Origin of the sequence: Pseudomonas sp. 25 R 14, from assembly GCF_900004755.1 — a bacterium.
Classification (GTDB): domain Bacteria; phylum Pseudomonadota; class Gammaproteobacteria; order Pseudomonadales; family Pseudomonadaceae; genus Aquipseudomonas; species Aquipseudomonas brenneri.
On sequence record NZ_CVTS01000065.1, the window covers coordinates 16,849 to 40,961 of the forward strand.

Consider the following 24,113-nt stretch of genomic DNA (forward strand, 5'->3'; position numbering starts at 1 on the left):
TCGCGTGACTTGCAGTGCAAAGGTTTTTAATCACAAGGAACATACAGAGCCTGTTTCGTCGCCGTCAGCAGCCTGCAACAAGACGCCGGGGCTCTGTAACGAAGGAGAAGCTGAATGCCTGATCAACCGAATGACCTCCTCACCCGTCATTTTCCAGACAACGGGACCGACCTCGCCCAGCAGGTCGAAGCGCAACTCAACCTGATTGCCCCCAGCAGCCCGAACATTCCCCTGTATCGCGACATGATCCTCACCGTGCTGCGCATGGCCCAGGACGACCGTGACCGCTGGAATGCCAAGATCACCTTGAAGGCCATACGCGAGCTGGACCATGCCTTCCGCGTACTCGAACAGTTCAAGGGCCGGCGCAAGGTCACGGTATTCGGTTCGGCCCGCACCCCGGTCGAAAGCCCCCTGTATGCCCTGGCCCGGGAAGTGGGCGCAGCCCTGGCCCGTTCTGACCTGATGGTCATCACCGGTGGTGGCGGTGGCATCATGGCCGCCGCCCACGAAGGCGCGGGCCTGGAACACAGCCTGGGGTTCAACATCACCCTGCCCTTCGAACAGCATGCCAACCCGACCATCGATGGCACGGAAAACCTGCTGTCGTTCCACTTCTTCTTTACCCGCAAACTGTTTTTCGTCAAGGAAGCCGATGGGCTGGTGCTGTGCCCTGGCGGCTTCGGCACCCTGGATGAAGCGCTGGAAGTCTTGACCCTGATCCAGACCGGCAAGAGCCCGCTGGTTCCCGTGGTACTGCTGGATGAACCGGGGGGCGGTTTCTGGAAAGGCGCCCTGGAGTTTATTCGCAACCAACTGGAGGCCAACCGCTACATCCTGCCCACCGACCTGAAATTGGTGCGCCTGGTGCATAGCGCCGAGGAGGCGGTCCATGAAATCAACCAGTTCTATGCCAACTTCCACTCTACCCGCTGGCTGAAACGTCAATTCGTGGTCCGCATGAACCATCCTCTCAGCGAGCATGCGTTGACGCATATACAAACAGCCTTCGCAGACCTGTTGCTCAGCGACGGTTTCCAGCAACTGGCCTATGCCGGTGAGGAATACGATGAGCCTCGCTTCAACCACCTGACGCGACTGGTATTCAACTTCACCGGTCGTAATCAGGGCCGGCTGCGGGAGTTGGTGGACTACATCAACTTGCCGGAAAACTGGGCTCAAGCCCAGGGTAAAGCACAGCAACGGGTGACGCCGGAGCCAGCGTGATGCCGTAAAACGCAAAAAAGGCCCGCTATTTTCATAGCGGGCCTTTTTGTATAAACGCAAAATCCATGTAGGAGCTGGCTTGCCAGCGATAGCGGTCTATCTGCCACGGTATTGATACCTGACCCACCGCTATCGCCGGCAAGCCGCCTCCTACAAGGGAGCGCTCACATTTCAGTCATCCAGATCCCGACCGCTCAACAAGCGGCTGATCATCTCCATCGAAAATCCGCGATAGCTCAAAAAGCGCCCTTGCTTGGCGCGTTCACGGGCATCAATTGGTAGATGGCCAGCAAACTTACGGCGCCAGGTGTCTTCCAGTTGCGTTTGCCAACTGATGCCACACTCACGCAGCGCCAGATCGATATCGGCACGCTGCAAGCCTCGCTGGCTCAGCTCTTCGCGAATCCGCGCAGGCCCGTAGCCCGAGCGTGCGCGGTAGGAAACAAAACTTTCGAGATAACGGGCTTCCGAAAGCAGCCCCTCTTCCGTCAAGCGGTCGAGGGCTGTTTCGATCATTTCGGGAGGGGCGCCACGCTGACGCAGTTTACGCGTCAGCTCGACCCGACCATGCTCGCGTCGTGCGAGCAGGTCCATTGCCGTACGCCGTACGGCAACCAGCGTATCGAGTACAACGGTCATCGCTGGTCTCAGATATCAGCGTCGGCTTCTGCCATGTCATCAACAGGTTCGCGGTTGGCTGCAGCCTTGACGTCTGGCGCCGGGGTCAGCAGCTTGTCGCGGATCTGCTTCTCAAGCGTCGCCGCGATATCAGGGTTGTCCTGCAGGAACTTGGCCGAGTTGGCCTTGCCCTGACCGATCTTGCTGCCGTTGTAGGCATACCAGGCACCGGACTTCTCGACAAAACCGTGCAGCACGCCCAGGTCGATCATCTCGCCGTTCAGGTAGATACCCTTGCCGTAGAGAATCTGGAACTCGGCCTGACGGAATGGCGGAGCTACCTTGTTCTTCACAACCTTGACGCGGGTTTCGCTACCGACAACCTCGTCACCTTCCTTCACCGCGCCAGTACGACGGATGTCCAGGCGAACCGAAGCGTAGAACTTCAGCGCGTTACCACCGGTGGTGGTTTCCGGGCTGCCGAACATCACGCCGATTTTCATCCGGATCTGGTTGATGAAGATCACCAGGCAGTTGGCGTTCTTGATGTTACCGGTGATCTTACGCAGGGCCTGGGACATCAGACGGGCTTGCAGGCCGACGTGCATGTCGCCCATTTCGCCTTCGATCTCGGCCTTCGGCACCAGGGCCGCCACGGAGTCGACCACGATCACGTCGATGGCGTTCGAACGCACCAGCATGTCGGTGATTTCCAACGCTTGCTCGCCGGTGTCCGGCTGCGAAACCAGCAGGTCGTCGACATTGACGCCCAGCTTGCCCGCGTATTCAGGATCCAGGGCGTGCTCGGCATCGACGAACGCGCAGGTGGCGCCCATTTTCTGTGCCTGGGCAATCACCGACAGGGTCAGGGTGGTTTTACCAGAAGACTCCGGACCGTAGATCTCAACGATACGGCCTTTTGGCAGGCCGCCAATGCCGAGCGCGATGTCCAGCCCCAGAGAGCCAGTGGAAATAGCCGGGATCGCCTGACGGTCGTGATCGCCCATACGCATTACGGCACCCTTGCCGAATTGACGTTCGATCTGACCCAGGGCCGCAGCCAAGGCTTTCTTCTTGTTGTCGTCCATTAAAGTCCTCACGTAATCAATAAGGCCTGACGGCCAACACCTGTATAAGTAGACAGTATTGTTCCATAAAGATCGGGGATCGCCTACCCCTGATTTTCTATTTCTGCTGCAGCTCGTCGCAACAGCCCCTCTAATGCGGCTTTTACCGTTTGTCGGCGGACCTCGTCACGGTTGCCAGGGAAGTGCTGGCACTCGGCCGTAACCTCGTCACCGACCCCCCAGGCCAGCCATACGGTGCCCACCGGTTTGTCCGGCGAGCCGCCATCGGGGCCTGCCACACCGCTGACCGCCACGGCAAACCGCGCCAGGCTTTTTTCCTGGGCGCCCCTGGCCATGGCCTCGACCACTTCACGGCTTACGGCGCCGACCTTGGGGAACAGCCCTTCCGGTACATTGAGCTGGCGGGTCTTCTGCCGATTGGAATAGGTCACATAACCGGCCTCGAACCAGGCCGAACTCCCGGGAATCCGTGTGATGGCTTCGGCAATACCGCCACCGGTGCAAGATTCGGCGGTGGTGACGTGGGCATTGAGCACCTGCAAACGTCGGCCAAGTTCGGCGGCGAGTTGGGTAATTTCCTTCACGGTCGTCTCCAGGAAAGTGCGGGGGTTTGCCTACCCTACAGGAGCCCATCGGCCACGCAAACGGCAGACAGCTGCAACAGGTTACCGGGTGATGGCCCGCACATACGCCTGGCAGGCCCGCAGCGCGATCAATCCGTTATCGCCGGCATCGGTGATGCCGATAATTCGCTGAGCATGCGCCGGGTCAAGTCGACCTCGCGGGGCGCCATGAACCACGCTGCGGGTGGCGGTGGCTGGCATTGAGTGGCCGGCGGCGGGATCGGCGGCGTCGAGAAGGACTGACAGGCGCACATCAGTAGTGGCCAGCCGGTCGCGCAGATAAACCTGGTTACGTTGTGCATCGCTCAACTCCCGCGTGTGCTGTTGATCGCTGGCGGCGAGCTGTTGCTCCAATGCCTGGCGCCTGGTTTGTTCGGCCAGGTAGTGGCGCTGCGCTGCCTGGCTTTGCTGGTTCAGCAGCTCTGAGTGCCGCGCCGCCTGGCGTTCGAACTCAAGGCCAAGGCGCCAGGCCTGGACCTGCCAACTGGCCACCGCCGGGACGGCCATCAGCAAGGCAACAGCCAGCATGCGCCAGCTCAACTGCATAACACCGCCCTCGCCTGCGCCCACAATTGCTGACGATGCTCCAGCCCATTGAGGCCACCATTGATACGGCGAGTGATGGTGGTGAATTGGTCCTGATCCGCCAGTTCATTCAAACCATTGCTGTGCCAGAACCAGGCGGCGGACTCGGCCGCCCATTGCGGTTGTTCCAGCAGTTCGGGGAAATGCAGCAGGCGTTCATCGCCAAACAGCGCGCGACTGCAGGCCAGGTAATTGCGCCGCCCGGTAATCTGGATCAGCCCACGGCCGCGGTATTTCTGACCGTCACCGTCGGCTTCGGGACTGTTGCCCAGGCGTACCGCCAGGGTGCCGGTGTCGTATTTGCTCAGGTATTGCTCGCCGCCCAGTTCCCGGACGTAGCGCAACTCACCGGACTCGTGACCGACCTGGGCAATAAAGGCGGCCATGCGTTTGGGTGCGGTGATGTGTCGGTGAAGCATGGCGGCGTTGAGCGCCGAAATGAAAACGCCCGCTTGGGCACGGGCGTTAGGCAGGATCTGTTGCAGTTGCGAAAGTGTCATCATCCTTGATCTCCACGGCCTAAGAGGCCAACCCACTGGCCATGATCGAACTGCGATAGCCCGTCGTCGTGTCGCCTACATGGGTCACCTTGTCAATCGACCAGCGCCCCTGCATATACCCAGGCCAAGTCTCATCCAGCAGCAACAGCCCTTCGGCGGACAGCAACGGGTTGCCAGGGCAATCAATGGCGATCGTCAGCCCTTCGCGCCCCACCCGGCGCAACTCGCCCTGCGCCACTGAGCGCGCTTCGGTTTCGCTCTGGCAGCGTTGGCGCAAAGTCTTGAATGGTGCGATCCCCACCTCGACCACACGCTGGCGAGAGGCCGCTCCATCCCACCAATTGACACGGCAGCCCTGATATTTGGCCCGCGCGCTTTCATCAATCCGCGCGCTGATAAACGCCTGCTCGCCAGGACGGTTGTCATGGGTCACCGACAACCGCACATCCGGCAGTTGCTGGCCCGACAGCGACTTGACCTGACCACTTTCGGCCAGTACATACAACTCGTTGATCGGCTTGGTCACTGCGTTGTAGCGCCCGGCCAGGCGGGTGATGAAGCCCATGTCGGTCTCATTCGACTGATCGATATGGTCGATCACAATCCCGTCCAATGCCGGCGCCACCCGGGGTGAAAACCCGTGCCGCGTGGCCAGTTGGCGAAACAGCGCACCGAGGGTCGTGGGGCCATGGCTGGCGGAACGGCGCTGGCGGTAACCGCTTTGGTCCATCACGCTGAACGGCGCCGCCGTGGCCACGATCGCCAGGCGCATGGGAAACAGGTAAGGCGTGCGCTGGGTAATCACAAACTCGCCTTTTTCCACCAGCCCCGACTCGCGGTAACCCACGCGCAAGCCGATCTTTGCACCCAGGCTCGGCAGGCCCTCCAGACCCTCGATGTTGATGGTCAGTTCCAGGCGGTCGGACTCGATGCCCGCCGCGTCGGTGTGTTTCCATTGCATCAGCCGTGGGTTGATCAACGCCGCATTGGCGCCATAGATCTCCACGACCGGGGTAAATCCCATTGCCATGCTGCCTCCTTAATCCCAGGCCGATACGGGTCGTACAAGACCGGGTTGCGCGTCCATTTCGGGCACGATCACCCAGATGCCCGCCGGCAACACCGGGCCATGCTCGGCAAGCCCTGGATTCAAGCGCCATAGGGTTTCTTCCGCCGCGTCATCACAACGGCCCAACTCGCGGTAGAGCAGCAGGTTGACCGAATCACCGGCAATACTTCGGACTCTACGCATTGACGAACTCCTCCAGCACCAGCGACCACTTGATCACCATGGCGGTGCCGTCATCGATAACATTGGCCTGGCTTTCCGTCAGTGCGGTGATGCGCCACAGGCCCCAGTTGCGGCCAATACCATCGACCAGCGGCAACGGCGTCCGTGCATCCAGCAGGACGCGTAATTGGTCGAGACGCTGCATGCCAACAGCCGCCATGGCGGTGCCGGCAAAGGTCAGTTTTTCCAGCTTCTGGCCGTTCTGCCGCGACTGGGGCTTGCTGGCGATAATCTCCAGGTCGCCCCAGCCACCATCACTGCCGCGTTGGAGCGTGGAGTAGGCGAACCCTCGGGACAGGCCAAATATAAAGTCGCCCAGTACCATCTGCTGTCGCATTAATCACCTCCATCGGTCAGTGCTGCGTTGCGCCGAACCGCCAGTGAATCGGTCAGCATCGGCATGCATTGGTTTTGCAGGGCCTGGATCACTCGGTCGACCACCTGCTGGGCGTCGGCAGGGTTGACGCCGGTGATCTGGATGCTCGGCGCCAGCGTGACCTGGACGTTGTCCGAGCGCGCGCTGTTGAGTTCCTTGCTCACCGAATCGGGCGATGGCAGGCGGTCGCTGGAAGGGAAGAGTTTTTCACCCAGCCAGGTGCCCGCCTCGCCGCCCAACAGGCCGCCGATCAGGCCACCGACGGCAGTGCCAACGCCTGGCAAAACCAGGGTACCAAGGGCCGCGCCGGCAGAGGCGCCGACCCACGCACCACCGGCAGTGCCGAGGCTGCTGCCGACCGCTTGCAGGTCGCCGTTGCGCACACCCTGGACGAGGTTGATGGCGGTGTCGGCGTAGCGCAGCGGCGCAAGGGATCGAGTGCCGACAGACTCCAGTTTGCTCATCGTTGAAACCAGGCTGGAGGGGATAGTCTTGGGCAAAGCGAGCGCTGGAGTGCTGAGCAATGCCGGCCCTTGAGCGGATGAAACAGGCGCCTTGGATGAACCCTCGCCCAGGCGCGGAGCGGGCCGATAAGCTTGAAGCGACGCACCATGAAAACCCACTTTTGGCCCGTCAAACACCTTGCCGGCCTGTCCAAAAACACGCTGCAGCGTTGCCATTGACCCGGCCATGCGGCTGCCCAAGCGGGTGGTTTTTTTCGACGACGACGGCCTCAGCCGCTCGGTGAGTCTCTGGCGCACCGTTTTTTTCGGCAGGAAACGCGCACGCCCCTTCAAGGTTTCGGTTGCCCCTGGGCAGCAGCAATCCTTGCTGTCGTCGCGAAACAGTTTCCCCACACCGGGCAACTTGCCAAGCGTCACATCGACAGCCTTGCCCGTTAACCGGCTCCTGGCCGTATCGAGATAGCCCTCCCCCAACCACTTGGCCCCCTTGGCGTACCAGGAATCCGCTGCCGGCTCCTTGTCTTTGGCAGCCTCCTCTTGAGCCACAGGGGCGGGGCTTGCAGCGACGCTGCCGAGCAGGGAGTTGCCTGTGATAAACAGGGTGCTATTGAGGGTTTCCAGACTCTCACGCAGCCGCACCTGTTCCTCGGTCAACGCATGGATGTGCAGGCTGGCGTTGGCCAGGGCCAGGCTCAGCTCAGACGGTGGCTCTGTCGCCACGCCCATAGTGGGAGCGCCAATCAGACTTTCATTCGGCTCGGCAAGCAGGCCCGACAGTTGCGAGGCGCCACTTTCGGCGAGCCCGGGAAAGGTCATCCAGCGTTTGTCTTCGTCCGCGAGCTTGAGCGTATATCGAGCGTCTTGCATCTCGCTCTCCTCCTATTTGACGCCAAGGCGAGTGATCGCGATGTCGTAGCGGCGCAATGCTTTGGCGGCATTCCATTCAAGAATTTCCGCTTCGTTTACCGAATAAACCAGCGGAACGACGTCGAGGATTACTTCGATGTCGCGCTGCGAAAGAAGTCCGCCGGTTTGTTTAAAAAATCGTCGATGCGCTCCTGCAGTTGCGTCCAGTCGGGCACGGTCAGGCCGTCCAGGTCAGGGATCATAAGGCCGGTGCAGTGCGAGGTGATGAACTCGGCGCGCTCTTTGTTGGTGGCGAGTTTTTTCATCACCTTGGTGGCGCGCAGCGCGGGCATTTCCAGGGTGACGCTGGTCAACACACGGCCGGCCACTTCCAGCGGCAGCAGCAGTTGCACCTGCTCGCCAGGCTCGGTGGAGTCGCCCAGAAAGAACGAGGCCGGGCGTGTCGACATGTCGTGTACGTGCTGGGCAATGCTCACGTAGTCCGGGCGCTTGAGTTGGTCGAGTTCCTTTTCCGAGAGGCCGGTGGCCAGTTTGGCCAGCTCGAAGAACTGGTCATCCTCGTCCTCGCCAGCGCGGGCCAGCGCTTGTTTTTGCGCGGCGTAGAACAGCGCGTTGAGTTGAATCTGCTCGATCGTCGCACCGTTGTCGGCGGTGATCGGCGCCAGCAGGCTATGCAGGGGTGGCTTCCAGGCCATGGGCAAAATTCCTTGATGACAATTTAGAAAGCGTGGGCACGGTCAGTGTGGGAGCCGGCTTGCCTGCGATACAGGCAGCGCGGTCTTTCAGTTGAACTGAGGTGATGCAATCGCCGGCAAGCCAGCTCCTACAGTGGCCGCGCCGTGGGCAGGCTTACGGCATCAACACCGCACGCCGGGCATCACCGAGGATGTCGACGCCGTTGAGCACGAACTTCTGGGTGCGCACGTCGATGTCGATCACCGGCACGCCGTTGTCCAGGCGATGGTAGGTGCGGCAGGACAGATCCAGGGTGGTGGTAGCCTTGTCGCCCATCTTCAGCTTGGCTTCTTCCAGGGATTTAAGCTTGCCGCCGACGGTGTGGTAGGTGAAGTAGGCCTTGCCGTCCTGGTCCTGGCCCGCTTCACGCACGTTGAGCAGGATGTCTTCGCCCAAGCGCACGCCCAGGGCCAGCATGATTTCGGGACCGGCGCCTTGCAGCACCAGCTTGGCGCTCAGCACCTTGGCGCTCTTGGCCATTTCCTCGGCGATAAAGCGCCCGCCGGTCATGGCTTCCATCTCGAACTCGATCTTCGGCGGGGTGAATTCCTCGACGGTCGCCGACAGCGGCAGGCCCTGGAGAGTGGCCGCAATGGCCTGTCTGACTCGGTTGGTAAACATTAGAGAACGTCCTCCAGGAATTGCTCGATGATTTCATCGCGGGCATTGAGTTGATAAACCATGTGTTCGTTCGGCGCGTAGCGGCCGTAGTCGATCACGATGAACCAGGTACCGTTCTTGTACTTCTCGACACTGTTGAGTTCCGGGTGCAGGTACACGCTACCGCCCGGGATGGTTTCGTCGGCCACCAGGGTTTGCAGCCAGTCGTTGATGCGCTTGACCTCCTGGTCCATGAACGACTTGGTCAGGTTGTGCGCCATGGCTTTCTGCCCGGCCTTGACCAGCTTGCGACTGATGGCGTCTTCCAGGCCGACATAGCTGATGAACTTGCCGGTGATGGAACGGTTACCCAGCAGCGAGAAGCCGCCGAGGATGGTGCGGGCGTAGTAGCTCACGCCGTAGCGGTTGAGCAGGTCGCCTTCGGTGGAGGTGTCGAGGATGTTGTACTCGACCACCCGCGACACGTCTTCGGCGAAGGTCACCTGGTTGCCCGGGCTCTCCCACTGCTTGACCTTGGCCAGCGCGGCAATGGCCAGGGACGACGGCGCGAGGAACACGTTTTTCTTCGCGGCCTTGGAGTACACCGACGGCATGTTGTGTACCAGCAGGCAACGGTCGAAACCCAGGTCGGCGCCACCCAGCTCGCCGCTGTAGGTCACTTGATCGGCGACGCTGGCGTCTTTGCCGTCCAGCACCACACGGGCCTTGATGCGCTTGCCGAACGCGGCAAACTCACCGGCCACGGCCTTGGTGCCGGTGAAGCCTGGAGCGCCAATGATGGTCAGGTCTTCCGGGACGCTGCCAAGCGCCGCGAGGCCCAGCTTGCGACCGGTCACCGGCTCGTTGCCGCCGATCACGTTGTTGAGGGTATCGGCGGGGGTCGCGCCCTCTTCGACGATCACCACATAGACCGGCACCTTGACCACTTTGAGGATCTGGTACACCGCATGAAACAGCGTGCCCGACTCGGCGCCGGTGGGGTCTAGCAGAGCCTGCGCGGTGAAACTGTTGATGCGGAACGGGGCGTTTTTCGGGATCGACAGGTGCGCATTAGGCGCAGTGCCGACCAGACCGATCACGTTGTCACCCAGGCCACCCATGGCCTCGGGGGATTCGCTGGCATTGACGGTGATGCCGTTATGCTCGAAGTTCAAAACCTCAGCCATGATTATTCAGCCTTCTTGGTGACGGCCTTCTTGGCCGGTGGGGTGTCTTGGGCGGCAGCCAGCACGCTGGTCAGTTCCAGGCGGCCGGCGGTGCGCAGGGCGGTTGCTTCGACGTCCAGCAAGTCCAGCTCCTGACCGACGGTGGACCAGTGGCCACCTTGGGTGGGGAATGGGATGAGGACGGTGTAGGTTTGGCGGTTGGCCATGGTGGGAATTCTCCGGGTGCAAAAAGCGCAAAGCCCCTTCGGGAGGGGCTTTGGGCGGGCGAAAAAAAACCGCTTTCGCGGTGGTGTGTATTACTTCAGGAAGGCCGGTTTTTCGGGCCAGATCACGGCGTCCGGATCGGCGCCTTGATCGGGGATATCGCGCAGGGCCTTGCGGTAGGCGACGAAGACCGGGCGGTCCTTTTCCGTCATGGGGTAATCGGGCATCGCGGCGTAATCGCTGGCGGCAAGATCGGCGTCGCGGGAGGCACGGATTTCCGTCCACTTAATCAAAGGATGCAGTTCAGCAAGTGCAAATACAGGTTTCATTAACGCTCTCCTTAACCCAAAGCCAACATGCATGACCAGTCAGCGGGATGAGTGACTACACCCGTGCAGGCCCCAGCAAGCATCACTTCAACTACCCCATTTGCTGTAAAACACATTGGATGGATAACCCAATAATGGCCAAACATACGAGTCGGTTGCATGACCACTGAACACCAGCGCCATTTACCTTTCTCAGCCCCTGTACTCCACGCGCCACTGATCTCCCCGTCAATTAACCGAACAAAAGCACCTATTGTCACAGTCGAGTTCATAAGCAACGGGCGACCACCGCTTAACTTTCCGTCATCGACAGACCTTGGATAAGCGAGCCAGGCACTTACAGTATTATCCGTCCATTTCATTTGCCATACGTGAATACCATTTCTCCAATACTCAGCGGCCCTAATATCAAAGTCAGGAAATTGCTCCCGAACATCAGCTTGGACTTGTTGCATAAAATCAACATCAGCCGAGGGTCGCCCAGCTTTTTGAGAAGCACTGGTAACCGTCCGCAATTTCGTTGTCGTTACCTGTTGATGAATATCCCATCCCTCAATCAGATTGCCCGTGGCATCCGGCGCCATACTAAAATTTTGCGTAAGTGCCAGCCTAGGCAGACGCTGATCCAAACTTGCAATCTGTTCGCGGTAAGTTCGTTGCGCCACTTCAAGGGCCCGATCAATCTCGCCGATCTTACCCGTCACAACACCCGTCAGATTATTTGCCGCGCTGACAACCGCGGCCAATTGCTGTTCAGTACTCAATGTTTAAACTCCTTGTAGTGCATTGATCTTGTGTTAAGCCTTCGCTTCAAGCGCCATCAATCGAAATAAAGCTCCGATGCCTCGCGCCATGTTGTCGATACTGGCCGTCGAGAGTGACGCCAACTCATCCACCACCAGGATGTTGAGGTTTTCCGACCCCACGATCACGGTGACGCTATCCGCCGGCAACGGCGAAATATCCAACGTAAACTTCTGCAACACCCGCGCCGCCGCTGCCTTATACGTCAGCAACTTCCCCGCCACCGAGTACACCGCCAACAGCGTGCCACTGGCGAGGTAAAACCCGAACTCGCCAATCTCATATTCACCATCGCCATCAAACAGCGCGGCCATGCGCAGTTGGCGCTGGCCCAGGTCTTCGTAATCCACAATCGCCACGCGCTGGCGCTCATCGCGCAGGGCGGTTTCGTTGCCGGTGGGGTTGTAGCGGCCGGTGCCGGCGGCGATGTGGGTGATTTCGCCTTTCAAGCCTTGGTTCTTTGCCTGCAACACTTCATCCAAACCCTTGGAGGTGAAGCGCACCAGGCGCGTAATGTCATCGGTCATGGCTGCGCCCTGAGGTCGTAGTCGTTAATGGTGTAGTGCTGGGCCACGCCCGCACTGTTAAGCCCTGAACTCAACATGAGTTGCGGCAAGGCGCCCCGCAGCGACAGCTCGCTGTCACTCAGCGCCGCATGGGCGACGCTGGTGATGGGCAGCCTGCCCACCACCTCATGCACCAGGGTGATGGTGGCCAGGTCGCGCTCGCTCTTGGCCGCGTTGATGCGGCGGATCAAGCGGTTGTGGTCGCCACTGGACCAACTGCGGCCGATGATCGCCTGCACGTCGAAGGTGTAGGGCTGGGCCAGCGGGCGCTGTTGGTACCAGGCCAGAATATTGGGGGTAAACCCCAGGGATTCGACTGCGTGGCTCAACGCCTTGGGCGTACCGGCCTGGCGCTGGATCTGCCAGGACAGGGCGACCGTGAGGCGCTTTTCGGTTTCATCGGCAGCGGCGTTCCATTCACTGACGCCACGGTCGGCGGCCAGGTAAGGCAGGAACGCCTGCGGCGTGTGCAGCGGATTCATCAGCGCCGGGAACGGCGGCTCAACCCGTTCGAGCAACTTACCGAAACCCAGGTCCAACGCCCTCTCCAGCGGCGAACTGTTGGCCGGCAATAAACTGGATGTGTGCTCACTCATAGCGTCAGCACCTGCACCTCGACACCCGTGCAATACGGAGCCTGGAAGGCCGTGGTGATGATCGGCGCCAGCGGTTCGAGAATCTCCAGTTGCGTAGCCCCGGCGGTGTGGATGGTGTAGTCGATCCAACTCGGGTCCACGCGCCCTTCAAGGCGGTGGCAAGATTCGGCATAACGTTGCAGCAATTGCTGGGCCGCCACTTGCGTCAGCCCCGAGTCCGGGCCGGCGTTGATCCGGGCGACCACGCGAATCTTATAGGGCACGATCTGCGCGCCCTGCACCGTCACCCAATCGGTTTCCGGGCGCACATCGGGCCGGGCGAAATGGCGGCGCACACCGTCAAGCAAGTCCGTCGATGGCGTGCCATTACCCGAGCGCGAGAGCACTGTGACCATGACCTCGCCAGGTGCCGTGCGCCGGGCGTTGCCATCCTTGACCTGGGCGGCATAGCCATCCGGGTCGAAGGTATAACTGACTGTCACCACGCCAGCAGCGGCACTCTGCACTTTCACCACCGGCCGCTCGCCAAGGGTGAACACCTCGCGACGATACTGCATGCGTGAACCCGCAGCCGGCGCGTGGGGCGCCAGGTAGTAGCGCAGCCGCGCATCGTCGTCACTTTCCAGGGTTGGCGGCACGGGCGGGAACGCCGCCGGGTCGCCTGGGTCGAGCACCTGGCGCTCCAGGCCCATGTCGGCCAGGCGCGCATCCAGGTTGCTGCCGGTGGCCCACCACGCCAGCATCTGCTGGATCCGCGCATTGTATTTGCGCTCATGGGTTTGCAGGCGCACACAAAAGGCTTCCAGGGCCAGGGTCAGCAACTCGCTTTCATTGTCCAGGCTGACCTTGAGTTTGGCCGCGCTTTGCGGGGCGCGGGTGGCCACGTAGTCGACGACAAATGCCTTGAACTGCGCCAGCAGCGGTTCGAATTCGTCGACGGCGATGAGGTCGGGCGGCGCCAGTTGGTTCTGCCCGGGGATCAACATGCTCATGTCACCACCTCGAAGGATTGCTTGCGGTTTTTCCAGGTGCCGGCAAACCGCAACAGCAGGCCTGCGCCCTGGCGATTGGCGACGATGACTTGCGGGACAAAATCGGCGATGCCGTTCTGCGGGTTGTAAAAGGCCTGGGCGGCGTGGCTTTGGGCGAGGATCAGCAGATCATCGCCCAGGTTCTGCCCCAGCAGCTGCGGGATCATCGAACCGTAAAGCGGGCGTTTCTGCCGCGTGCCCAAAGGTGTGGTCAGGGCCCGGGTGGCGCGCTGGACGAATTGCAGCCAGTCGTCCACCACGGCCCCGGTGTTTCTCTCAATTCCGATCATGGCAAATCCTTATGCCGTGCTGATAACTCGGCCCTGGTGATCGACCACCGGGCCACTCAAGTGCACGCCGGATGCATCCAGCAGCATGCCGACGGCTCCGACTTGCAGACTGATGGTTGCGGCGGTCATGACTAAACGGGCAGCGCCCAAATTCATTTCCACTTGCTCGCGAGAGCCGCTGAATGCCGCTGGTCCATTGTTCCAACCCAATACATGTGCTGCGGCGTCGTAGGCGCTTTGCGTGCCGTCCTCATAACGTCGACTCGTCAGGCTGGCCGCACTGGACAGCGGCGGAAAGCGGTCACTGTTGAGGCCAAACAACGCCACCGACTGCCCCCCACCCTCGCCACCGCCGTAGTTGAGCAGCAGGCATTGCTCACCCACCGTGGGGATCCGCGTTTCCGTCTGCGCACCGGCGCTGGGGTTGAAAAAACGAATCGCCGGGGTCAGCAACTCGCCATGGCTGACCTTGCAGGTATTGCTGGCCGCATCGACCTCCTGGCACACGCCGATCCGGCAAAAGCTCTCGGCACGCCGATAGAGGTCTTCAAGCTGGGTTTCCATGTGGGCCAGACGCTCGATCAGGGGCGCCAATTGCAGGCGTAACAGTGCATCGAACATGGGCTACTCCTGCAATGGCCGGTATTGATCGGGGTCGTCGATGTTCGACACTTCCCAGGTACGGGCAAACAGCGGCTTGCCGATGGGGTCGTTGAGCAGTGGCGGGCCGAGGTAAAGGGTCTGGCTGAAGGACACGGTCCAACTGTCATAGTTGGTTTCGGCCCCCACCAGGCTCGACGGCAGCGCGACGATATTCACCGGCACATCGCACTGGGCCGGCGGCAACTGCCAACGGTTATCCAGTACCAGGTCCATCAGCCGGCTCGCCAGGTCACAAGCGTCAAAGGGTTGCGCGCCCTGGGCGGCCATGACTTTGAGCGAGATCGACAGCACATGGGCCTTGCGCCCTTCAAGGGAGCGCACGCCGGGGCCATTGCGTTCGACCGTGATCGCCACGCCGGTTTCATCCGTCGCCAGAAAGCCCGGCGGGCTGCCCACCCGCAGATCGGGGAACGCTGCACGCAGCGCCTCGCCGACAGCAATCGGCAGCTGTGAAGGTTTTTCAATGAGGGTCATGGTGTGGCTTCCTTGCAACAATCACTTTGAATCCGGGGGTTGGTTGACCCCGATGCGCTTGGCGGCCCAGCGCTCATACAGGCCGATGGCCACGTCGGCACCGGCCATGGCGGTCAGGCATCCGAGGGCGCCCGCCGTCCAGATCGACATGCCAGCGGCATACAGCAGCATCAGTGCCGATACCCCGCACACCATGCACGCCCCGGAACGCAGGGCCAGGCGACGGACCAGCGACCAACCGCGGGCGCCCTCCTTGTCGGCGCGCCACATTTCCCCGGATACCCCGCCGATCAGGGCCAGAATAATCACCAGCCAGATAGGCATTTCTGCCAACGCTTGCTGCTCGTTTGTCATGTCACGCCTCCTGGAATGCGTAAAACCGGCAGGTGGCCGGTGCTTTGATAAATAAGTGGTTTGATGTGTCGGTAGGCATTCCAAAAAGCCCGGTTGCCCAGGCTTTTCAGTAATGCGGTCCTTGCGATCTTTCGGCGCTACTGGCGCGGTACGGATCTTTCCTCGATGTTTTTCCGACCACGATCCCTGTCTGCCGGATAACTGCTTCTGGTGCTTTACGCTGCACACCCGGGTCAGTTGCCAACCCTCTGAACCGTCAAGGCCGGTTCATCGCTGCCTGTGGTGAAACCGTGAAACTAAAGAGCGTCGGCATCCTTGCCGGTGTTGCCTGGCGTCCTTGCCATCACTTGGTGGCGTCCTTGCCAGTGTTGCGTGCCTTCCTTGTCTTCCCTGGCAGCATCCTTGCCGCCTCCACCAGACCTTGTTGGCTGGCTTGAGATGAAGAATATGCATGTATGGATATACAGTCAATGCATAAATGCATTTATTTCCACCCAGATAATGCATATCAGCATAAACATCTTGAAAGACAGCCACTTGGCGGTTTTCCGCAGGCGAAAAAAAGCCCGCTGATGAGCGGGCTGTTTCTTACAAAGGAGGTTTAGCGGGCGTACATGCCCCACCAGAAAACGTGACCGAGGATGCTGATCTGTTCTTCCTGGATATCCTGGAAGCTGTAGTCCTCATCCGGATGCTCATCACGATTGAAACTGCGCAGGCGAATCCCCGAAGGCAGGCGATAGAGTTGTTTGACCCGCAATTGGCCGTTGTGGTTGATGGCATACAAATCGCCATCGACGATATCGCCAATCCCGCTCTTGCCAGCATTGACCCCCACCGTCGCCCCATCGCGCAATACCGGCAGCATGCTGTTACCGCGCACCGTCACACACTTGGCCTGATCGAATTGCACACCGTTATGCCGCAGGCTGCGCTTGCCGAACCGCAGGCTGGCCTTCTCGCTTTCCTCGATGACGAATCTTCCTGATCCAGCAGCCAATTCAACCTCACGCAAAAAGGGGATCGACACCTCGTCGTCATTGACGGGGGTATCGTCGTCCCACAGGCTTATATCCTTGAGCTCCGAATGCATCGGGTCACGCTCATCCAACCGCACCGGCGCCGCACGCCCGCGCAACTGGTCAGTGCTGATACGGAAATAATCAGCGATACGCGAGATGTGCTTGTCCGACGGATCAACGATCTTGCCGCTGAGGATCCGGGACAGAGTGGATTGAGGCACGCCGGTACGCCGGTGAAGCTCCGTGGGGGAGATCCCGTCGTGATCGAGCAGCTCTCTTAAGACGATTGAAACGTTGCGTTTTTGCATAACGGGGATAGTGACGGGAGTTTTTGGGGTTGGCAAATGCTAATTTGCATATTTTGTGCATGACGTATGCACATCCACACCTAATGCCGATTTTCTGTAGGCGCGAGCTTGTCTCCGGGCGGCGTTCCGACGAAAAACCTCAGAGCACCGCGCTTACCCAGCAAGCACGCATTATCGTTAACGTTCTTCGCGAGCAAGCTCGCTCCTACAGCCAAGATCGGCGTTAGGTGTACTCCTTCTGCGTTTTACCTGACCGTTTGTGAACTGCGAAGCACTGACCTCACATGTTAACCTTGCCGCCATCGCAAAAAATGCTGGGCCAAGCGCCCCCTTTGCCCCATCACTTTCAACGAATTTGCCTACTATCCAATGAGTAAAAACACTTCCGATCTGTCCTCCCACACGCCAATGATGCAGCAGTACTGGCGCCTGAAAAACCAGCACCCTGATCAGTTGATGTTCTATCGCATGGGCGATTTCTACGAGATCTTCTATGAAGATGCGAAGAAGGCCGCCAAGTTGCTGGACATCACCCTGACCGCGCGCGGGCAGTCGGCTGGGCAGGCGATTCCGATGTGTGGGATTCCTTATCATTCGTTGGAAGGTTACCTGGTCAAGCTGGTCAAGCTCGGCGAGTCGGTGGTGATCTGTGAGCAGATCGGCGACCCGGCCACCAGCAAGGGGCCGGTGGAACGTCAGGTGGTGCGCATCATTACGCCGGGGACGGTGAGTGATGAGGCGCTGCTGGATGAGCGCCGCGACAACCTGATCGCGGCGGTGCTGGGGGATGAGCGGCTGTTCGGCCTGGCGGTGCTGGATATCACCAGTGGCAACTTCACAGTCCTGGAGATCAAGGGCTGGGAAAACCTGCTGGCAGAGTTGGAGCGGATCAATCCGGTGGAGTTGATGATCCCGGATGACTGGCCCAAGGACCTGCCGGCGGAAAAACGTCGTGGGACCAAGCGCCGTGCGCCGTGGGATTTTGAGCGTGATTCGGCGCTAAAAAGTCTGTGCCAGCAATTCTCCGTGCAGGATCTCAAGGGCTTTGGCTGCGAGACCCTGACCCTGGCCATCGGCGCCGCCGGTTGCCTGCTCAACTATGCAAAGGAAACCCAGCGCACCGCCCTGCCGCATTTGCGCAGCCTGCGCCATGAGCGCCTGGACGACACCGTGGTGCTCGATGGCGCCAGTCGGCGCAATCTGGAGTTGGACACCAACCTGGCGGGCGGGCGCGACAATACCCTGCAGTCGGTGGTCGACCGTTGCCAGACCGCCATGGGCAGCCGTTTGCTGACCCGCTGGCTGAACCGCCCGCTGCGCGACTTGACGGTGCTGCAAGCGCGTCAGTCATCTATTACCTGCCTGCTGGACGTCTACCGTTTTGAAAAGCTGCAGCCGCAGCTCAAGGAGATCGGTGATATCGAGCGAATCCTCGCGCGAATCGGCTTGCGTAACGCTCGCCCTCGCGACCTGGCACGCTTGCGAGACGCGCTGGGCGTATTGCCCGAGTTGCAACAGGCGATGACCGAACTGGAAGCGCCGCACCTGCAACAACTTGCCGTCACGGCCGGCACCTACCCGGAACTGGCGGCGCTGCTGGCAAAAGCCATCATTGACAACCCGCCTGCGATCATCCGCGACGGAGGCGTGCTCAAGACCGGCTACGACAGCGAGCTGGACGAGCTGCAAGCCCTGAGCGAAAACGCCGGGCAGTTCCTGATTGACCTGGAGGCCCGCGAAAAAGCCCGCACCGGCCTGGCCAATCTCAAGGTCGGCTACAACCGTGTGCACGGCTACTTTATTGAATTGCCGAGCAAGCAAGCCGAGCAGGCACCTATCGATTACCAGCGCCGCCAGACCCTCAAAGGTGCCGAGCGCTTCATCACGCCCGAGCTCAAAGCATTCGAAGACAAGGCACTGTCGGCCAAGAGCCGCGCCCTGGCCCGGGAGAAAATGCTCTATGAGGCCTTGCTCGAAGACCTGATCGGCAAGCTGGCACCGTTGCAGGACACCGCCGCGGCCCTGGCCGAGCTGGATGTGTTGAGCAACCTGGCCGAGCGCGCCTTGAACCTTGACCTGAACTGCCCGCGTTTTGTCAGCGAGCCGTGCATGCGCATTGTCCAGGGTCGCCATCCGGTAGTGGAACAAGTGCTGACCACCCCGTTCGTGGCCAACGACCTGTCGCTGGACGACGATACGCGCATGCTGGTGATCACCGGTCCGAACATGGGTGGTAAATCCACCTACATGCGCCAGACCGCATTGATCGTGCTGCTGGCGCATATCGGCAGCTTCGTGCCGGCGGCCAGTTGCGAGTTGTCCCTGGTGGACCGCATTTTTACCCGGATCGGCTCCAGCGATGACCTGGCCGGTGGCCGTTCGACCTTTATGGTGGAAATGAGCGAAACCGCCAATATCCTGCACAACGCCAGCGACCGCAGCCTGGTATTGATGGACGAAGTGGGGCGCGGCACCAGTACCTTCGACGGCTTGTCCCTGGCCTGGGCGGCAGCCGAGCGCCTGGCGCACCTGCGGGCCTATACGCTGTTTGCCACCCACTACTTCGAGCTGACCGTATTGCCGGAAAGCGAGCCGCTGGTGGCCAACGTGCATCTCAATGCCACCGAGCACAACGAACGCATCGTGTTCCTGCACCATGTGCTGCCAGGCCCGGCCAGCCAGAGTTACGGCCTGGCCGTGGCGCAACTGGCCGGTGTACCGAACGACGTGATTTTGCGCGCCCGCGAGCACCTCAGCCGCCTGGAAACCACGGCCCTGCCCCATGAGAATGTGGTCGCCAGCCCCGCCAAGGCCACCAGCAAACCTGCGGCACCGCACCAGAGCGATATGTTCGCCAGCCTGCCCCATCCGGTGCTGGATGAGTTGGCAAAGCTTGACCTGGATGACTTGACACCGCGTAAAGCGCTCGAAATGTTATATGCACTGAAGACTCGGATATAACGCAGACGCTTGCAAGCTGGTAGACTCTCGCGCGGTTTGGGATGCTGCGGGCTTTTAGCCTGGCCCGCAGACTATCGCTCCCGAACCTCGCGAGCCCTGCCACAAGGGGTTTCGCTGCCGCCGCCTGAGGAGAAAATTAGAAATGACCTTCGTCGTCACCGACAACTGCATCAAGTGCAAGTACACCGACTGCGTAGAAGTGTGTCCGGTGGACTGCTTTTACGAAGGCCCGAATTTCCTGGTGATCCACCCGGATGAGTGCATTGACTGCGCCCTGTGTGAACCAGAATGCCCGGCCGTTGCGATTTTCTCCGAGGATGAAGTCCCGGCAGAGATGCAGGAATTTATTCAGTTGAACGTCGAGCTGGCGGAAATCTGGCCAAACATCACTGAGAAAAAAGAATCGCTTCCAGATGCGGAAGAGTGGGATGGCGTAAAAGGCAAGATCAAAGACCTCGAACGCTAACAGCGTCGCGCCCCTTCAAAAGGCCCCTTGCGGGCCTTTTTGCGTTTCTGCACGCCGGTCTTTTACTTTTCTGCAGGCAAAAAAAGGGGCGGTTTGACCCGCCCACATTTTTTCCCTAGTCCCTGTGTTCCCTTTCATCGTCCTGATGAATCGCATCCTGCGAGGTTCCCTGAGTCATCGATCCTTGATGACTGTGTCAATCCGTGGACACAGGGCTGATAGTAGAGACTTCCCGAACAAGTTCAACGGGATCCATTCGCAAGCACAACCTGTCGCCGCCTTCGAACCACAATAAATAAATGTTATTTTTCAATTGCATAGAAATATATCCAGGTAATTCGAGGCGTCCTGGCGCGGCTAAAAAACCAAACACTTACGAAAAAGTAAGCGAATGCTTACACGGTCCATTAGGGAAATGCGCACTCGACCGTCCAAAAGGTTTACGCAAGACAAGAAAAAGCCCCGACAGGGTCGAGGCTTTTCTGCCTTCAGGCTGATCAGTCGTCGCTGACAGTGATGGTCGGCATTGCCTGGGCACCGGCTTCCTGCAAGACAATCCGCGCGCCCACATGGCGGGCCAGTTCCTGGTAAACCATGGCGATCTGCCCATCCGGCTCGGCGACCACCGTCGGCTTGCCGCCATCAGCCTGCTCACGAATGCCCATCGACAGCGGCAATGAAGCCAGTAACTCAACGTCATATTGCGTGGCGAGCTTTTCACCGCCGCCTTCACCGAACAAATGCTCGGCGTGACCGCAGTTGGAACAGATGTGCACCGCCATGTTTTCCACCACGCCCAGCACCGGGATGTTGACCTTGCGGAACATCTCCACGCCTTTGCGCGCGTCGAGCAGCGCCAGGTCCTGGGGGGTGGTCACGATCACTGAACCGGCCACCGGCACTTTTTGCGCCAGGGTCAGCTGGATATCACCGGTGCCTGGCGGCATATCGATCACCAGGTAGTCCAGGTTGCCCCAGTCGGTCTGCATCACCAGTTGCATCAAGGCCCCGGACACCATCGGCCCACGCCAGACCATCGGCGTGTTGTCATCGGTGAGGAACGCCATCGACATGACTTCCACGCCATGGGCCTGGATTGGCACGAACCACTTCTGGTCCTTGATCTTGGGCCGCGAACCTTCGGCAATGCCAAACATCACGCCCTGGCTGGGGCCATAGATATCCGCGTCGAGAATCCCCACCCGCGCGCCTTCACGGGCCAGGGCCAGGGCCAGGTTGGCCGCCGTGGTCGATTTGCCCACGCCGCCCTTGCCCGACGCCACGGCCACCACGTTCTTGACGTTGGCCAGGCCCGGGATCTGTGCCTGGGCCTTGTGCGCGGCGATCACGCACTGGATGTCGACCTTGGCCGAACGCACACCGTCCAGGCCTTCAATGGCCATTTGCAGCATCTGCGCCCAGCCGCTCTTGAACAGGCCGGCGGCGTAGCCCAGTTCAAGCTGGACCGTGACCTGATCGCCCTGCACATCAATGGCCCGGACACAGCCGGCGCTGACCGGGTCCTGGTTCAGATAGGGGTCGATGTACTGGCGAAGAACGGCTTCCACCGCTGCGCGATTGACGGCGCTCATGGGCTACTCCCGGAAAAGACAGACTAAAACAGGCGGCTATCCTAACCGTTCCCGCGCCCGAGGGGCATGCTTTCGCGACATTGGAAAACCCTGAAACAGCCTCACGGGGTGAAATAAATTCGCCGGCGCTTTATAGTGGCCGACCTCCGTTTCATCAAGTAGCCGAGCCCCATGTCCGAGCCACGCAAGATCCTCGTCACCAGCGCCCTGCCCTATGCCAATGGTTCCATCCATCTTGGCCATATGCTTGAGTACATCCAGACCGATATGTGGGTGCGCTTCCAGAAGCATCGCGGCAATCAATGCATCTATGTCTGCGCAGACGACGCCCACGGTTCGGCCATCATGTTGCGCGCCGAAAAGGAAGGCATCACTCCGGAACAACTGATCGCCAACGTCCAGGCTGAACATAGCGCCGACTTTGCCGAGTTCCTGGTGGATTTCGACAACTTCCACTCGACCCACGCCGAAGAAAACCGCGAGCTGTCGAGCCAGATCTACCTGAAGCTGCGTGACGCCGGGCACATTGCTACGCGCTCGATCACCCAGTATTTCGACCCGGAAAAGAAAATGTTCCTGGCCGACCGCTTCATCAAGGGCACCTGCCCCAAGTGCGGCACTGAAGACCAGTACGGCGACAACTGCGAAAAATGCGGTGCCACCTATGCACCCACCGACCTGAAGGATCCGAAGTCGGCGATCTCTGGCGCCACCCCGGTGCTCAAGGATTCCCAGCACTTCTTCTTCAAGCTCCCGGATTTCCAGGAAATGCTGCAAGCCTGGACCCGCAGCGGCACCCTGCAGGACGCCGTGGCGAACAAGATCGCCGAATGGCTGGATGCCGGCCTGCAACAGTGGGACATCTCCCGTGATGCGCCGTATTTCGGTTTTGAGATCCCCGATGAACCGGGCAAGTACTTCTATGTGTGGCTGGACGCGCCAATCGGCTACATGGCCAGCTTCAAGAACCTCTGCGACCGCACGCCAGAGTTGGACTTCGATGCGTTCTGGGGCAAGGACTCCACCGCCGAGCTGTACCACTTCATCGGCAAGGACATCGTCAACTTCCACGCCCTGTTCTGGCCGGCCATGCTCGAAGGCTCGGGCTACCGCAAGCCAACCGGCATCGCCGTGCACGGCTACCTGACGGTCAACGGCCAGAAGATGTCCAAGTCCCGTGGCACCTTTATCAAGGCGCGCACCTACCTGGACCACCTGTCGCCGGAGTACCTGCGCTACTACTACGCGTCCAAGCTGGGCCGTGGCGTAGACGACCTGGACCTGAACCTGGAAGACTTCGTGCAGAAGGTCAACTCGGACCTGGTGGGCAAGGTAGTCAACATCGCCAGCCGTTGCGCCGGGTTTATCCACAAGGGCAATGCTGGCGTGATGGTTCCGGTCAACGCCGCGCCAGAACTGACCGACGCCTTCCTGGCCGCCGCGCCAAGCATCGCCGATGCCTATGAAGCCCGCGACTTTGCCCGTGCCATGCGCGAGATCATGGGCCTGGCCGACCGTGCCAACGCCTGGATCGCCGACAAGGCGCCGTGGTCGCTGAACAAGCAGGAAGGCAAGCAGGATGAAGTCCAGGCCATCTGCGCCACCGGCATCAACCTGTTCCGCCAACTGGTGATCTTCCTCAAGCCGGTGCTGCCGTTGCTGGCCGCCGACGCCGAGGCATTCCTCAACGTTGCACCGCTGACCTGGAATGACCATACCCGCCTGCTCAACAGCCATCAGCTCAACGAATTCAAGCCGTTGATGACCCGTATCGATCCGGTCAAGGTGCAGGCCATGACTGACGCCTCCAAGGAAGACCTGACCGCCAGCCAGACCGATACCGGCCAGGCAGCCCCAGCGGGCAATGGCGAGTTGGCCAAGGATCCGCTGTCGCCGGAAATCGACTTCGACGCGTTTGCCGCAGTGGACCTGCGTGTCGCGCTGATCATCAAGGCCGAAGCGGTGGAAGGCGCCGACAAGCTGTTGCGCCTGACCCTGGATATCGGTGATGAACAACGCAACGTGTTCTCCGGGATCAAGAGCGCGTATCCGGACCCGTCCAAGCTCGATGGTCGCCTGACCATGATGATCGCCAACCTCAAGCCACGGAAAATGAAGTTCGGTATCTCCGAAGGCATGGTGATGGCTGCCGGCCCTGGCGGTGAAGAGATCTACCTGCTCAGCCCGGACAGCGGCGCCAAGCCTGGCCAGCGCATCAAGTAACACCTCAAGCCTGCCCTGCCGTGGTGATTAGCCGCGACAGGGCGGTTTGCGCTAGTACCCTCTCCCTGC

General features: G+C 60.3%; 28 protein-coding genes. 4 read left to right on the plus strand and 24 right to left on the minus strand.

Annotation, left to right across the window (positions count from 1 at the left end; translation table 11 throughout):
- Window positions 1-114 precede the first annotated feature (114 nt).
- Window positions 115-1,227: an LOG family protein gene (locus BFQ03_RS23340; protein WP_032858390.1), complete on the plus strand. Its 1,113-nt coding sequence runs from the start codon at window positions 115-117 to the stop codon at window positions 1,225-1,227.
- A 171-nt stretch (window positions 1,228-1,398) separates the two neighbouring features.
- On the opposite strand, the gene recX is transcribed toward BFQ03_RS23340, so the two are convergent.
- From recX to BFQ03_RS23455, 23 genes are all read right to left on the minus strand, one after another.
- On the minus strand, window positions 1,399-1,866 hold the full coding sequence (recX, locus tag BFQ03_RS23345) for a recombination regulator RecX (RefSeq protein ID WP_032858392.1): 468 nt from the start codon (window positions 1,864-1,866) through the stop codon (window positions 1,399-1,401).
- A gap of 8 nt (window positions 1,867-1,874) precedes the next feature.
- Complete coding sequence (recA, locus tag BFQ03_RS23350; protein WP_029295312.1) at window positions 1,875-2,933, minus strand: recombinase RecA; 1,059 nt, start codon at window positions 2,931-2,933, stop codon at window positions 1,875-1,877.
- A gap of 83 nt (window positions 2,934-3,016) precedes the next feature.
- Window positions 3,017-3,517 carry a CinA family protein gene (locus tag BFQ03_RS23355; protein WP_032858393.1) on the minus strand — a complete coding sequence of 167 codons (501 nt, stop codon included), beginning with the start codon at window positions 3,515-3,517 and terminating at the stop codon, window positions 3,017-3,019.
- Between the two features lie 81 nt (window positions 3,518-3,598).
- Window positions 3,599-4,102 carry a lysis system i-spanin subunit Rz gene (locus BFQ03_RS23360; protein WP_032858395.1) on the minus strand — a complete coding sequence of 168 codons (504 nt, stop codon included), beginning with the start codon at window positions 4,100-4,102 and terminating at the stop codon, window positions 3,599-3,601.
- Window positions 4,093-4,641, minus strand: a complete 549-nt coding sequence (locus tag BFQ03_RS23365) for a glycoside hydrolase family 19 protein (RefSeq protein ID WP_032858458.1) — start codon at window positions 4,639-4,641, stop codon at window positions 4,093-4,095. Before BFQ03_RS23365 ends, BFQ03_RS23360 begins: the two co-directional genes overlap by 10 nt.
- Before the next feature lie 19 nt (window positions 4,642-4,660).
- On the minus strand, window positions 4,661-5,671 hold the full coding sequence (locus tag BFQ03_RS23370; protein WP_032858396.1) for a contractile injection system protein, VgrG/Pvc8 family: 1,011 nt from the start codon (window positions 5,669-5,671) through the stop codon (window positions 4,661-4,663).
- Window positions 5,672-5,680: 9 nt separating this feature from the next.
- Entirely contained in the window at window positions 5,681-5,893 is a 213-nt protein-coding gene (locus tag BFQ03_RS23375) for a tail protein X (protein WP_032858397.1), read from the minus strand.
- Window positions 5,886-6,269, minus strand: a complete 384-nt coding sequence (locus BFQ03_RS23380) for a phage tail protein (RefSeq protein ID WP_032858398.1) — start codon at window positions 6,267-6,269, stop codon at window positions 5,886-5,888. The genes BFQ03_RS23375 and BFQ03_RS23380 overlap by 8 nt, the downstream gene beginning before the upstream one ends.
- Window positions 6,269-7,639, minus strand: a complete 1,371-nt coding sequence (locus tag BFQ03_RS30850; RefSeq protein ID WP_032858399.1) for a glycine zipper domain-containing protein — start codon at window positions 7,637-7,639, stop codon at window positions 6,269-6,271. Before BFQ03_RS30850 ends, BFQ03_RS23380 begins: the two co-directional genes overlap by 1 nt.
- 128 nt (window positions 7,640-7,767) lie before the next feature.
- Window positions 7,768-8,334, minus strand: coding sequence for a phage tail assembly protein (locus BFQ03_RS23390; RefSeq protein WP_032858401.1), 567 nt, complete (start codon window positions 8,332-8,334; stop codon window positions 7,768-7,770).
- 154 nt (window positions 8,335-8,488) lie between these two features.
- Window positions 8,489-8,995: a phage major tail tube protein gene (locus BFQ03_RS23395; protein WP_032858402.1), complete on the minus strand. Its 507-nt coding sequence runs from the start codon at window positions 8,993-8,995 to the stop codon at window positions 8,489-8,491.
- Window positions 8,995-10,161, minus strand: coding sequence for a phage tail sheath protein (locus BFQ03_RS23400; protein WP_032858403.1), 1,167 nt, complete (start codon window positions 10,159-10,161; stop codon window positions 8,995-8,997). Before BFQ03_RS23400 ends, BFQ03_RS23395 begins: the two co-directional genes overlap by 1 nt.
- Before the next feature lie 2 nt (window positions 10,162-10,163).
- On the minus strand, window positions 10,164-10,367 hold the full coding sequence (locus BFQ03_RS23405; RefSeq protein WP_032858404.1) for a hypothetical protein: 204 nt from the start codon (window positions 10,365-10,367) through the stop codon (window positions 10,164-10,166).
- Between the two features lie 90 nt (window positions 10,368-10,457).
- A complete protein-coding gene (locus BFQ03_RS23410; protein WP_032858406.1) occupies window positions 10,458-10,694 on the minus strand; it encodes a tail fiber assembly protein in 237 nt (78 codons plus the stop codon).
- Between the two features lie 11 nt (window positions 10,695-10,705).
- Window positions 10,706-11,458, minus strand: coding sequence for a hypothetical protein (locus BFQ03_RS23415; protein WP_032858407.1), 753 nt, complete (start codon window positions 11,456-11,458; stop codon window positions 10,706-10,708).
- Between the two features lie 33 nt (window positions 11,459-11,491).
- Complete coding sequence (locus BFQ03_RS23420; RefSeq protein WP_032858408.1) at window positions 11,492-12,025, minus strand: phage tail-collar fiber domain-containing protein; 534 nt, start codon at window positions 12,023-12,025, stop codon at window positions 11,492-11,494.
- Complete coding sequence (locus BFQ03_RS23425; protein ID WP_032858410.1) at window positions 12,022-12,660, minus strand: phage tail protein I; 639 nt, start codon at window positions 12,658-12,660, stop codon at window positions 12,022-12,024. Before BFQ03_RS23425 ends, BFQ03_RS23420 begins: the two co-directional genes overlap by 4 nt.
- Entirely contained in the window at window positions 12,657-13,652 is a 996-nt protein-coding gene (locus tag BFQ03_RS23430; protein ID WP_032858412.1) for a baseplate J/gp47 family protein, read from the minus strand. The genes BFQ03_RS23425 and BFQ03_RS23430 overlap by 4 nt, the downstream gene beginning before the upstream one ends.
- Window positions 13,649-13,981, minus strand: coding sequence for a phage baseplate protein (locus BFQ03_RS23435; protein WP_065942653.1), 333 nt, complete (start codon window positions 13,979-13,981; stop codon window positions 13,649-13,651). Before BFQ03_RS23435 ends, BFQ03_RS23430 begins: the two co-directional genes overlap by 4 nt.
- A gap of 9 nt (window positions 13,982-13,990) precedes the next feature.
- Window positions 13,991-14,602, minus strand: coding sequence for a phage baseplate assembly protein V (locus BFQ03_RS23440; RefSeq protein ID WP_032858415.1), 612 nt, complete (start codon window positions 14,600-14,602; stop codon window positions 13,991-13,993).
- 3 nt (window positions 14,603-14,605) lie between these two features.
- Window positions 14,606-15,118, minus strand: a complete 513-nt coding sequence (locus BFQ03_RS23445; protein ID WP_065942652.1) for a hypothetical protein — start codon at window positions 15,116-15,118, stop codon at window positions 14,606-14,608.
- A 21-nt stretch (window positions 15,119-15,139) separates the two neighbouring features.
- Entirely contained in the window at window positions 15,140-15,472 is a 333-nt protein-coding gene (locus BFQ03_RS23450; protein WP_032858418.1) for a phage holin family protein, read from the minus strand.
- A gap of 601 nt (window positions 15,473-16,073) precedes the next feature.
- A complete protein-coding gene (locus BFQ03_RS23455) occupies window positions 16,074-16,802 on the minus strand; it encodes a LexA family transcriptional regulator (protein ID WP_082445537.1) in 729 nt (242 codons plus the stop codon).
- Window positions 16,803-17,171: 369 nt separating this feature from the next.
- Between BFQ03_RS23455 and mutS the strand changes: the two genes are divergently transcribed.
- Window positions 17,172-19,763, plus strand: coding sequence for a DNA mismatch repair protein MutS (gene mutS / locus BFQ03_RS23460; protein WP_032858420.1), 2,592 nt, complete (start codon window positions 17,172-17,174; stop codon window positions 19,761-19,763).
- Between the two features lie 142 nt (window positions 19,764-19,905).
- On the plus strand, window positions 19,906-20,229 hold the full coding sequence (fdxA, locus tag BFQ03_RS23465) for a ferredoxin FdxA (RefSeq protein ID WP_032858421.1): 324 nt from the start codon (window positions 19,906-19,908) through the stop codon (window positions 20,227-20,229).
- A gap of 497 nt (window positions 20,230-20,726) precedes the next feature.
- Here fdxA and apbC read toward each other — a convergent pair whose 3' ends face one another.
- Window positions 20,727-21,821: an iron-sulfur cluster carrier protein ApbC gene (gene apbC, locus BFQ03_RS23470; protein ID WP_065942651.1), complete on the minus strand. Its 1,095-nt coding sequence runs from the start codon at window positions 21,819-21,821 to the stop codon at window positions 20,727-20,729.
- Between the two features lie 171 nt (window positions 21,822-21,992).
- On the opposite strand from apbC, the gene metG reads away from it, so the two are divergent.
- On the plus strand, window positions 21,993-24,044 hold the full coding sequence (metG, locus tag BFQ03_RS23475; protein ID WP_032858424.1) for a methionine--tRNA ligase: 2,052 nt from the start codon (window positions 21,993-21,995) through the stop codon (window positions 24,042-24,044).
- Window positions 24,045-24,113 lie beyond the last annotated feature (69 nt).

Bases quoted from the DNA above. Each gene is read 5' to 3' on its own strand.
- metG (WP_032858424.1), top strand. From the start codon at position 21,993: ATGTCCGAGCCACGCAAGATCCTCGTCACCAGCGCCCTGCCCTATGCC.
- recX (WP_032858392.1), bottom strand. From the start codon at position 1,866: ATGACCGTTGTACTCGATACGCTGGTTGCCGTACGGCGTACGGCAATG.
- BFQ03_RS23400 (WP_032858403.1), bottom strand. From the start codon at position 10,161: ATGGCTGAGGTTTTGAACTTCGAGCATAACGGCATCACCGTCAATGCC.
- BFQ03_RS23430 (WP_032858412.1), bottom strand. From the start codon at position 13,652: ATGAGCATGTTGATCCCCGGGCAGAACCAACTGGCGCCGCCCGACCTC.
- BFQ03_RS23435 (WP_065942653.1), bottom strand. From the start codon at position 13,981: ATGATCGGAATTGAGAGAAACACCGGGGCCGTGGTGGACGACTGGCTG.
- BFQ03_RS23395 (WP_032858402.1), bottom strand. From the start codon at position 8,995: ATGTTTACCAACCGAGTCAGACAGGCCATTGCGGCCACTCTCCAGGGC.
- BFQ03_RS23445 (WP_065942652.1), bottom strand. From the start codon at position 15,118: ATGACCCTCATTGAAAAACCTTCACAGCTGCCGATTGCTGTCGGCGAG.
- apbC (WP_065942651.1), bottom strand. From the start codon at position 21,821: ATGAGCGCCGTCAATCGCGCAGCGGTGGAAGCCGTTCTTCGCCAGTAC.
- BFQ03_RS23450 (WP_032858418.1), bottom strand. From the start codon at position 15,472: ATGACAAACGAGCAGCAAGCGTTGGCAGAAATGCCTATCTGGCTGGTG.
- BFQ03_RS23365 (WP_032858458.1), bottom strand. From the start codon at position 4,641: ATGACACTTTCGCAACTGCAACAGATCCTGCCTAACGCCCGTGCCCAA.
- BFQ03_RS23440 (WP_032858415.1), bottom strand. From the start codon at position 14,602: ATGTTCGATGCACTGTTACGCCTGCAATTGGCGCCCCTGATCGAGCGT.
- BFQ03_RS23420 (WP_032858408.1), bottom strand. From the start codon at position 12,025: ATGACCGATGACATTACGCGCCTGGTGCGCTTCACCTCCAAGGGTTTG.
- BFQ03_RS23405 (WP_032858404.1), bottom strand. From the start codon at position 10,367: ATGGCCAACCGCCAAACCTACACCGTCCTCATCCCATTCCCCACCCAA.
- BFQ03_RS23425 (WP_032858410.1), bottom strand. From the start codon at position 12,660: ATGAGTGAGCACACATCCAGTTTATTGCCGGCCAACAGTTCGCCGCTG.
- BFQ03_RS23340 (WP_032858390.1), top strand. From the start codon at position 115: ATGCCTGATCAACCGAATGACCTCCTCACCCGTCATTTTCCAGACAAC.
- BFQ03_RS23380 (WP_032858398.1), bottom strand. From the start codon at position 6,269: ATGCGACAGCAGATGGTACTGGGCGACTTTATATTTGGCCTGTCCCGA.
- BFQ03_RS23390 (WP_032858401.1), bottom strand. From the start codon at position 8,334: ATGGCCTGGAAGCCACCCCTGCATAGCCTGCTGGCGCCGATCACCGCC.
- recA (WP_029295312.1), bottom strand. From the start codon at position 2,933: ATGGACGACAACAAGAAGAAAGCCTTGGCTGCGGCCCTGGGTCAGATC.
- BFQ03_RS23375 (WP_032858397.1), bottom strand. From the start codon at position 5,893: ATGCGTAGAGTCCGAAGTATTGCCGGTGATTCGGTCAACCTGCTGCTC.
- BFQ03_RS23455 (WP_082445537.1), bottom strand. From the start codon at position 16,802: ATGCAAAAACGCAACGTTTCAATCGTCTTAAGAGAGCTGCTCGATCAC.
- BFQ03_RS23370 (WP_032858396.1), bottom strand. From the start codon at position 5,671: ATGGCAATGGGATTTACCCCGGTCGTGGAGATCTATGGCGCCAATGCG.
- mutS (WP_032858420.1), top strand. From the start codon at position 17,172: ATGAGTAAAAACACTTCCGATCTGTCCTCCCACACGCCAATGATGCAG.
- BFQ03_RS30850 (WP_032858399.1), bottom strand. From the start codon at position 7,639: ATGCAAGACGCTCGATATACGCTCAAGCTCGCGGACGAAGACAAACGC.
- BFQ03_RS23410 (WP_032858406.1), bottom strand. From the start codon at position 10,694: ATGAAACCTGTATTTGCACTTGCTGAACTGCATCCTTTGATTAAGTGG.
- fdxA (WP_032858421.1), top strand. From the start codon at position 19,906: ATGACCTTCGTCGTCACCGACAACTGCATCAAGTGCAAGTACACCGAC.
- BFQ03_RS23360 (WP_032858395.1), bottom strand. From the start codon at position 4,102: ATGCAGTTGAGCTGGCGCATGCTGGCTGTTGCCTTGCTGATGGCCGTC.